8 protein-coding genes are annotated in these 9,331 nt (G+C 70.1%); 5 read left to right on the top strand and 3 right to left on the bottom strand.

Annotated elements, in window-relative coordinates:
• The first annotated feature begins 49 nt into the window (after nucleotides 1-49).
• The 3 genes from AC067Z_RS29655 to AC067Z_RS29645 are packed head-to-tail and all read left to right on the top strand — an operon-like array spanning nucleotide 50 to nucleotide 3,049.
• Nucleotides 50-1,090 (top strand): FecCD family ABC transporter permease, encoded by a 1,041-nt coding sequence (locus tag AC067Z_RS29655; RefSeq protein ID WP_478792708.1) that lies wholly within the window; start codon nucleotides 50-52, stop codon nucleotides 1,088-1,090.
• Nucleotides 1,091-1,092: 2 nt separating this feature from the next.
• Nucleotides 1,093-2,157, top strand: a complete 1,065-nt coding sequence (locus AC067Z_RS29650) for a FecCD family ABC transporter permease (RefSeq protein WP_478792707.1) — start codon at nucleotides 1,093-1,095, stop codon at nucleotides 2,155-2,157.
• Between the two features lie 19 nt (nucleotides 2,158-2,176).
• Complete coding sequence (locus tag AC067Z_RS29645) at nucleotides 2,177-3,049, top strand: ABC transporter ATP-binding protein (RefSeq protein ID WP_478792753.1); 873 nt, start codon at nucleotides 2,177-2,179, stop codon at nucleotides 3,047-3,049.
• 159 nt (nucleotides 3,050-3,208) lie between these two features.
• Here the strand turns inward: AC067Z_RS29645 and AC067Z_RS29640 are convergent, their stop codons facing one another.
• Nucleotides 3,209-4,156, bottom strand: a complete 948-nt coding sequence (locus AC067Z_RS29640; RefSeq protein ID WP_478792706.1) for a methionyl-tRNA formyltransferase — start codon at nucleotides 4,154-4,156, stop codon at nucleotides 3,209-3,211.
• Between the two features lie 75 nt (nucleotides 4,157-4,231).
• Between AC067Z_RS29640 and AC067Z_RS29635 the strand changes: the two genes are divergently transcribed.
• Nucleotides 4,232-5,572, top strand: a complete 1,341-nt coding sequence (locus AC067Z_RS29635; RefSeq protein WP_478792705.1) for a lysine N(6)-hydroxylase/L-ornithine N(5)-oxygenase family protein — start codon at nucleotides 4,232-4,234, stop codon at nucleotides 5,570-5,572.
• Between the two features lie 120 nt (nucleotides 5,573-5,692).
• On the opposite strand, the gene AC067Z_RS29630 is transcribed toward AC067Z_RS29635, so the two are convergent.
• Nucleotides 5,693-6,067: a hypothetical protein gene (locus AC067Z_RS29630; protein ID WP_478792704.1), complete on the bottom strand. Its 375-nt coding sequence runs from the start codon at nucleotides 6,065-6,067 to the stop codon at nucleotides 5,693-5,695.
• Nucleotides 6,068-6,542: 475 nt separating this feature from the next.
• Between AC067Z_RS29630 and AC067Z_RS29625 the strand changes: the two genes are divergently transcribed.
• On the top strand, nucleotides 6,543-7,142 hold the full coding sequence (locus AC067Z_RS29625; protein ID WP_478792703.1) for a hypothetical protein: 600 nt from the start codon (nucleotides 6,543-6,545) through the stop codon (nucleotides 7,140-7,142).
• Between the two features lie 157 nt (nucleotides 7,143-7,299).
• Here AC067Z_RS29625 and AC067Z_RS29620 read toward each other — a convergent pair whose 3' ends face one another.
• Nucleotides 7,300-9,198 (bottom strand): ABC transporter ATP-binding protein, encoded by a 1,899-nt coding sequence (locus AC067Z_RS29620; RefSeq protein ID WP_478792702.1) that lies wholly within the window; start codon nucleotides 9,196-9,198, stop codon nucleotides 7,300-7,302.
• Nucleotides 9,199-9,331: the final 133 nt, after the last annotated feature.

Raw genomic sequence — 9,331 nt, 5'->3', positions numbered from 1 at the left:
CGACGGCACTGCCCTACATTTAAGGCGTGCCTAACCTAAGGAAGTTGACGTGGGGGGGAGCTCGGTGATCGGCGCCGGAAGACCGCGCGCAGCGCTGCTCGTTGCGCTGCCCTCCGCGGCCCTTCTCACCCTGTGTGTGCTGTCGATGGCCTTCGGAGCGCTCAGCGTTCCGCTCGACCAGGTGTGGGACACCCTCGCCGGGCACGCGCCCAGCACCAGGATCGAGAATGTCATCTGGTCCGTGCGCGTTCCGAGAACGGCCCTCGGTCTCGCGGCCGGAGCCGCTCTCGGCCTGTCGGGCGCGCTGATGCAGGCACTGACCCGCAATCCGCTCGCCGACCCCGGAGTGCTCGGCGTCAGCGCCGGCGCCGCGTTCGCCATCGTGTTCTCCGTCGGCGTCCTCGGACTGGGCTCCGTCTACGGCTACATCTGGTTCGCGTTCGCCGGGGCACTGGCCGCCAGCGTCCTGGTGTACCTGCTCGGCGGACTCGGACGGTCGGGCACCACCCCCGTCAAACTCGCCCTCGCCGGAGTCGCCGTCACCTCCCTGCTGTTCTCCCTGACCAGCGCCATCGCCCTCACCGACCCGGACGCGCTGAACCGCTACCGCTTCTGGTCCGCCGGATCGCTGGCCAACCAGGGCGACGAAGTCCTCGTGCGCGTCCTGCCGTTCCTCGCCGTCGGAGCCGTACTCGCGCTGGCCTGCGCCCCGGCGCTGAACAGCCTCGCCCTCGGCGACGACGTCGCCGCATCGCTCGGCCTGCGGCTGGGCCTGACCCGGATCCAGGGCGTACTCGCCGTCACGCTGCTCACCGGCGGCGCCGTCGCCGTCATCGGCCCGGTGGTTTTCGTCGGCCTCGTCGTCCCGCACATCGCCCGGGTGCTCGCCCAGTACGCCGGAGTCGGCCCCGACCACCGCTGGTTGCTGCCCCTGTCGGCCGTACTCGCCCCCTGCCTGCTGCTGGCCGCCGACATCGCCGGTCGCCTTCTCGCCCGGCCGACCGAGATCCAGGCCGGCATCCTCGTCGCCTTCATCGGCGGCCCGTTCTTCATCGCGATGGTCCGCCGCCGACGACTCGCGGAGCTGTGAGCATGACCGATCTCCTGTCCCGTACCCCCGGCCGCGTCACCTTCCGGTTGTCCGTCCCGCCCGTCTCCGGGGTGCTGCGGCCACGCCTGGTGTGGGTGAGCACACTCCTCGCGGCCGCCACGTTCCTGCTGTTCTGTCTCGGGATGACCGTCGGGGACATCCCCTTCTCGCTCATCGACGTCATGCGCGCCGTGGTGGGCACCGGCGATGCCGGCACCCTGCTCATCGTCCAGGAACTGCGCCTGCCGCGGGCCGTGGCCGGGCTCCTCGTAGGAATCGCATTCGGCATCTCCGGCGCGCTGTTCCAGACCATGACGCTCAATCCGCTGGCCAGCCCCGACATGATCGGCATCACTCAGGGAGCGGGCGCCGCGGTCGTCGCCGGCATCGTGCTGGGCTGGGACGGCGGCCTGAGCACCCAGGCCCTCGGTCTGTTCGGGGCCCTGGCCGCCGCACTGCTGGTCTACGCCCTCGCCTGGAAGCGCGGCACCACCGGCTACCGCATCGTCCTCGTCGGCATCGGCATCGCCTGGATCTGCACCAGCGCCACCGACTATCTGATGGCCCGGGGCGAGCGGTTCCAGGCGCAGGCCGCACTCGGCTGGCTCGTCGGCAACCTCAACGGCAGGGGCTGGGACCAGGTCGCATCGTTGGCGGTGGCCATGGCCGTTCTCGTGCCCGCGGCCCTGCTGCTCGGCCGGCTGATGCGCACGCTCCAACTCGGCGACGACGTCGCGCGCGGGCTGGGGACGAGGGTGCAGCCCGTCCGCCTCGCCGTCCTGCTGACGGGAGTTGGGCTCGTGGCCTTCGGCACGGCCGTCGCCGGCCCGGTCGCGTTCGTGGCGCTCGCTGCGCCCCAGATCGCCCAGCGGCTGGCCGGCACGGCCTGGCCGCCGCCGGTGGCCTCGGGGCTCACCGGCGCGCTCGCCGTCCTCGCGTCCGACCTGATCGCCCGGAAGCTGATCTCCGGTACGGAGCTTCCGGTCGGGATCGTCACGGGGGTCCTGGGGGCTCCCGTACTGCTGTGGCTGCTCGTCCGTGCCAATCGCGCCGGCTCAGGAGGCTGAACACGTGTCATCGAAGTCTGTGGACCCCGCGGGCCCCGATCTGCGGGCCGAAGGCCTGCGGCTGGCGTACGAGAGCCGCGTCGTCGTCGACGGCCTCGACGTGGCGATACCTCCCGGCCGTGTGACGGCGATCGTGGGGGCGAACGCGTGCGGCAAGTCGACGCTGTTGCGGGCGCTGGCGCGCCTGCTGGCGCCGAGGGCCGGCCAGGTGCTCCTGGACGGCCGTTCCGTCCAGTCCGTGCCGACCCGTGAACTGGCCCAGCGGCTGGGCATCCTGCCGCAGTCGCCGGTCGCGCCGGAAGGACTGACCGTCATCGACCTGGTGGGGCGGGGCCGCTCGCCGCACCAGACCTGGTGGCGGCAGTGGTCCAGGTCCGACGAACAGGCCGTTCACGACGCGTTGCGCGCCACCTCGATGGCTCCGCTCGCCGACCGCCCCGTCGACGAACTCTCCGGCGGGCAGCGTCAGCGCGCCTGGATCGCGATGGCCGTGGCGCAGGGGACACCGATGATGCTGCTCGACGAGCCGACGACCTATCTCGACCTCGCCCACCAGATCGATGTGCTGGACCTGGTCACCGACCTCAACAGGCACCAGGGGCGCACCGTCGTCATGGTCCTGCACGACCTCAACCAGGCCTGCCGGTACGCCGATCACGTCATCGCGATGAAGGAAGGCAGGATCGTCGCCGAGGGGGTGCCGGGGGACGTCATCACCGCCGCCGCAGTGGAGGAGGTCTTCGGGCTGCGCTGCCAGGTCGCCACGGACCCGGTCAGCGGCACGCCGATGATCATTCCGATCGGGCGTCACCACGAGGTCGCGGACACGGTCCTGCATGCGGCGTCGGACGCCGGTGCGGACGCGGTCGCCGTCACCGGGTCGGCCGGCTGACACCGGGGCGGGCCGACACGGCGGGCAACGGGCCCGCCCCGCCGGGCCGGTGAGTCACGGACGGACCGTCATCGTGAGCCGTTCACGGACAATCGTGAGCCGTTCACGGACGGTCCGTCATCGCGAGCCGGTCACGGACGATCCGTCGTCGTGAGCCGATCACGGACGGTCCGTCAGATAGCCGCCCATCGTGCGGAAGTAGTCGGTTGCGGCCAACTCGGTACCGTCCTCGGTCCTCACCCGCCTGAGCAGCAGGCCCCGGTTGCGTCCGAAGCGCGCGTCCGCACCGGCGACGATGACGACTCCGTCCCCCTCGCGGATGAAGATCCGCCCGGGGGTGCCTCCGTAACGTCCCTCCGACACGGATGCCGAGACGATGCGTATCCGCTGCCCGCGATGGTGGCTGAAGGCATTGGGGTAGGGGTCGGACTGGGCGCGGACGAACCTCTCCAGGTCCTCGGCGGGCCAGGACCAGTCGATCCTGCTGTCCCGCACGGAACGCTTGTGGAAGAAGCTGGCCTTCGAACGGTCCTGCTCGGTCCACACCGCCGTGCCGGAGGCGATCTGCGCGAGCGCGTCGTGGACGATCGGGCCGATGAGGTCAACGGTCTTGCGGAAGAGGTCCGTTGCGGTGTCGGTGGGGCCGACCGCCACGGAGCGCTGGAGCACGATGTCGCCCATGTCGAGTTCGCTGTCCATGCGGTGGGCGGTCACGCCGACCTCGGGCTCGCCGTTGATCAGGGCCCAGATCAGCGGCGAGAAGCCCGCGTAGGTGGGCAGCAGCGAGTCGTGCACGTTGAGGGTGCCGTGCGGAGGCAGGTCGAAGATCTCCGGGGGAAGCCAGGTGCGCCAGTTGTTCGCCACGATGATGTCGGGCTCGACGTCCCTGAGGGCGCTGAGCAGTTCGTCGTCCCCGGGCCGGTTGCGCAGCAGCACGGGCACGCCGTGCTTCTCCGCCAGGTCGGCCACGGAGTCGTCCCAGATCTTCTCGTAGGCATGGTCACTCTTGGGGTGGGTGACGACGAGGACCACTTCGTGCTCGGAGTCCAGCAGGGCCTGCAGCGTGCGGTGGCCCCAGGTCTGGTAGCCGAACATGACGACCCGCATGTGATTCCTCCTCAGACATTGCAAGGTAAGGCTAACCTTATCTAACATATGCGTGCTTAGGGAGGCGATGACGCGGTGAACACACTGCAGAGTGGGCCGGGCACCATCTACGACGTTCTGGGCATTGGGTTCGGGCCGTCGAATCTTGCTCTCGCAATAGCCGTCCAGGAGTACAACGCACAAGTCGCCGAAGACGACCGCATCAAGGCGGGCTTCCTCGAGAAGCAGCCGCGGTTCGGCTGGCACCGCGGGATGCTCATCGACGACGCCACGATGCAGGTGTCGTTCCTCAAGGACCTTGTCACGATGCGCGATCCGACCAGCGACTTCAGCTTCCTGTGCTATCTGCGCGAGCGGGGACGTCTGGTCGACTTCCTCAACCAGAAGACGCTCTTCCCGCTCCGCATCGAGTTCCACGACTACTTCGAGTGGGCCGCCGCCCGCGTCTCCGGCCTGGTGGAGTACTCCGCCGAAGTCGTCTCGGTGAAGCCGGTGACCGAGGGCGGCGAGGTCCGCTGGTTCGACGTCGCCGGCCGTGATCCGGCCGACCCGGAACGCCTGATCGTCCGCCGCGCACGCAGCCTGTGCATCGCCACGGGCATGGAACCCCACCTCCCGCCGGACACCGTTCTGTCCGACCGCATCTGGCACAACAGCGAGTTGATGCCCCGTGTGGCCCAACTCGTAGGCGACGGAACACCGGTACGCCGCGCCGTCGTGCTCGGCGCCGGACAGAGCGCCGCGGAAGCCGTCGACTACCTGCACCGCAGCTTCCCGGACGCCGAGATCTGCTCGGTCTTCGCCAAGTACGGCTACACACCGGCCGACGACAGCCCGTTCGCCAACCGGATCTTCGACCCCGAGGCGGTCGACATCTACTACCAGGCGCCGCGGGATGTGAAGCAGTCCCTCTTCGACTACCACCGCGGCACCAACTACTCCGTCGTGGACATGGACCTGATCGAGGCCCTGTCCAGGACGATGTACCAGGAGAAGGTCCAGGGCCGCGAGCGGCTGCGGATGCTGAACGTGTCCCGGATCCGGGAGGTCGACACGAGCGGCGACCGACTCGACATCACGGTGGAGTACCTGCCGACCGGAGAGCGCGACGTGCTCACCGCCGACCTGTTGGTCCATGCGACGGGCTATCAGCCGCGGGGCATCGGCGAACGACTCGGCGAGATCACCAAACTCTGCCTGCGTGACGAGGAGGACGCCCTGGTGGTGGGGCGAGACCATCGGGTCGCCACGCTGACGAACGTCACGTCGGACATCTATCTCCAGGGCGGCACCGAGCACACCCACGGCATCACCTCGACGCTGCTGTCGAACACGGCCGTACGGGCGGGTGAGATCCGTGCGTCGCTCGTCGCCCGGCGCATGGCACAACAGCCCGTGGCGCATCGGGCCGGCTGAGCGTGCACGGCCGGCCCCTGCGACTGCTGCCGCGGCGATTCGTGGCTGCCGGCCCAGGGCGCCGGGAGGGCGCACGTGCCTCCCTCCAGGCGCCGGGCCCGTAAGGGCGAGCTGTTGCGCTCAGTCGCCGCGGCGGGCCGTACGGCGGAGGTCGCGGGCGGCGCGGGCCTCGCGCGCGAAGTGCCGGGCGAAGGCGACGGCACCCCAGAGCAGGAGAACGTTCACCAGCGCTCCGCCGGCGAGCGGGATCAGCAGGTCGAACGTGCCGGGTGGGTGTTCGGCCGTCGACGTCTCGGCGCCCATGGCAGATGCCAGCGCGTACACGAGGACGGTGACCAGGGTGGACCCTGGGAAGGTCGCCAGATACAGCGGTGCGGCCCAGCCGTCCTGTTCGCCCGTCGCGCCGGCCGCGAGGGAGGCGACGGTCACCAGGGCGACGTAGCCGGCCGCTGCGGCAAAGGCAGTGGACCGGGCGTGCCTGCGTCCGAGCGGCATGCGGTCTCCCTGTCGGTCTATGGGTGAGGCCCTGTGCCCAAAGGCGCCGGGGAGCGCGCCGTCCACCGTGGCGGCCGCTGCCCTATTGAACACGTTCAAGTCGCCCGTGTCACGCCGGTCGGCCCGTCGGCGTCGGCTGCGGCCGGCAGGACGACACGGCCCTCTGTGACAGGGGCCGGACTGGTGGCACACTGGCCGAACAGGCCGTATCGGCGGTCCAGTCCACACGCCTGGGGCACTCATGAACATCCGGCTCCCGTTCCGACTTCTGGCCGCAACGGCTGTGGCAGGCCTGATGCTCACCGCCTGCAGCGGCTCCGACGGGTCCCCGGGCGCATCGGGATCGCCGTCCGCCGCAACGGGGACCTCCGCGCAGTCCGCAACGCCCCGCCCCTCCGCGCCGCCGACGACCACCCCGGCGGGCACGCAAGCACCGACCACGCCCGCTCCCCACGGCACACCACCGCTCGGTTCCTTGAGCCTCCAGCCGGTGTGGCCGTTCGCCACGCTCGCCCAAGCCGAGGCGTGGGAGCGTGCCTACCGCTCCAGCGGCCACCAGCCCTGGCATCTCGACCCCGAGCAGACCGCGCTGTCCTTCACCCGTGGCTACCTGGGCTTCAAGGAGATCGACCGGGTGTCCTCCCGCTCGGTCCGTGGTCGGCAGGCCCGCATCGGTGTCGCACCGACCGGACCCGAGAGCGGCACCGCAGCGGTGATTCACCTCGTGCGCTACGGCACCGGAAAGGACGCCCCGTGGGAGGTCGTCGGCACCGACGACACGACGTTCTCGCTCACCACCCCCGCGTACGGGTCGCTGGTGCGCTCCCCGGTGGTGACCGGCGGGCGGATCACCGGGGTGGATGAGAGCATCCGCGTGACGGTTCACCAGCCGTCGTCCGCTGCGCCGTTGGGCACCTCCGCGTGCTGCACTGCGGCCGGCGGCAACGACCAGCCATGGAAGGTGTCGGTGTCCTTCTCCGGAGCCAGGGACCCGGTGCTCACGGTCGTCGCATCCACCGGCGGGCACGTCGCCGACGTCGAGCGTTTCACCATCACCGCGGTACGCACCGGCTGACCACTGCTCGACGGCCCGCCCACCGGCCCGGTCGGTGTGCCTCCCCACCGGTCGGGCAACGGGGGCCCCTGCTGAGGTCGGCATCGATGTCGTGTGGCGGATGACGGCAGACCGACGGAAGGCGAGACCTGCCACCCTCGGTGAGAGGCGGAGCAGGTCAGTGGACGTCGGTGGACGTGCGCGCCTCATCCGCCCCTGGGCGTTCGAACTGGGTGCGGTACAGCTCCTCGTACCGCCCGCCTGCAGCCATGAGCTCGCTGTGGGTTCCGCGTTGGACGACCCGGCCTCCCTCGACAACCAGGATCAGGTCGGCTGCCCGCACGGTGGAGAGCCGATGCGCGATGACCACGGCCGTGCGGCCCTCGAGCGCCTCCCCCAGGGCTTCCTGTACGGCGGCCTCGGAGGTGGAGTCGAGGTGGGCGGTTGCCTCGTCGAGGATGACGACCCGCTGGCGGGCCAACAGCAGCCGGGCGATGGTCAGCCGCTGGCGTTCGCCACCGGAGAGCCGATAGCCGCGCTCGCCGACCACGGTGTCCAGGCCGTCGGGCAGCGAGGCCACCAGTCCGGTCAGTCGGGCCCGGCGCAGAGCGTCCCAGATCTCCTCCTCGGTTGCCCCGGGCCGGGCAAGGAGCAGGTTGGCGCGCACCGATTCGTGGAAGAGATGGCCGTCCTGGGTGACCATGCCGATCGTCTCGCGGATCGAGTCCGAGGTCAGGTCGCGTACGTCGATGCCGTTCAGCCGTACGGAACCGGCGTCGGCGTCGTACAGCCGCGGCATGAGTTGGGCGATCGTGGACTTGCCCGCGCCGGACGAGCCGACCAGTGCGACCATCCGCCCGGGTTCGGCGCGGAACGAGATGTCGTGCAGCACCTCGGCGCCACCACGGGAGTCGAGGGTGGCGACATCTTCGAGTGAGGCGAGGGAGACCTTGTCGGCGGAGGGGTAGCCGAAGCGGACCTCGTCGAACTCCACGGACACCGGCCCGTCCGGCACCCGGCGGGCGTCGTGCTTCTCGGCGATCAGTGGTTCCAGGTCGAGGATCTCGAAGACCCGCTCGAAACTGACCAGGGCGCTCATGACCTCGACACGGGCGCCGGCCAGCGAGGTCAGCGGGGCGTAGAGACGCGTGAGGAGCAGGGCGAGGGCGACGACGGCTCCCGGGTCCAGGCTGCCTCGCAATGCGTAGTAGCCGCCCAGTCCGTACACGAGCGCCAGCGCCAGGGCCGAGACCAGGGTGAGGGCGGTGATGAAAACGGACTGGGCCATGGCCGTACGGATGCCGATGTCGCGCACCCGGCGTGCACGAACGGCGAACTCGGCGGACTCGTCGGCCGGGCGTCCGAAGAGCTTGACGAGAGTCGCGCCGGGCGCGGAGAACCGTTCGGTCATCTGGGTGCCCATGGCGGCGTTGTGATCGGCGGCCTCACGCTGCAGCTTGGCCATGCGGGACCCCATCCGGCGGGCGGGGATGACGAAGACCGGCAGCAGTACGAGAGCGAGCAGGGTGATCTGCCAGGAGATGGTCAGCATCACGGCAAGCGTCATCAGCAGGGTGACGGTGTTGGAGACGACGCCGGACAGGGTGTTGCTGAAGGCCCGTTGGGCCCCGATGACATCGTTGTTGAGCCGACTGACGAGTGCGCCGGTGCGGGTGCGGGTGAAGAAGGCGATCGGCATCCGCTGGACGTGGTCGAAGACCGCCGTACGGAGATCGAGGATCAGCCCCTCGCCGAGGGTGGCCGACAGCCAACGGGTGAGCAGACCCAATCCGGCCTCGGCGACGGCGATGACAGCGATCAGCAGCGCGAGCCGGGTGACCGTCCCTGTCTCCTGGCCCTTGACGATCGCGTCGACGACGCGACCGGCGAGCACGGGTGTGGCCACGGCGAGCAGCGCCGTGACCACACTGAGCAGGAGGAAGCGGCACAGCTCCCCGCGGTGCGGCTGGGCGAAGGAGGCGATACGGCGCAGGGTGGCCCGGGAGAACGGCCTCCGGTCCTGCTGGGCGTTCATCGCGTTGTGCAGCGATGTCCACGCGGTGACTTCCATGTCCACGGGGGCGACTCCGGAATCTTTGTTGGCCGACGCGGGCCCCTCGGCCGGCGTGGCCCGGGGCACACCCAGCACGCTAGGACCTCAACCAAGATTGAGGTCAAATGATTCCTCCCGGCGCTTGACGTGGCCGTTC

This window comes from Streptomyces sp. NPDC043812, from assembly GCF_056436245.1.
Note: the sequence above shows the minus strand (reverse complement) of the source record. Positions and strands in the feature narration are given on the sequence as shown.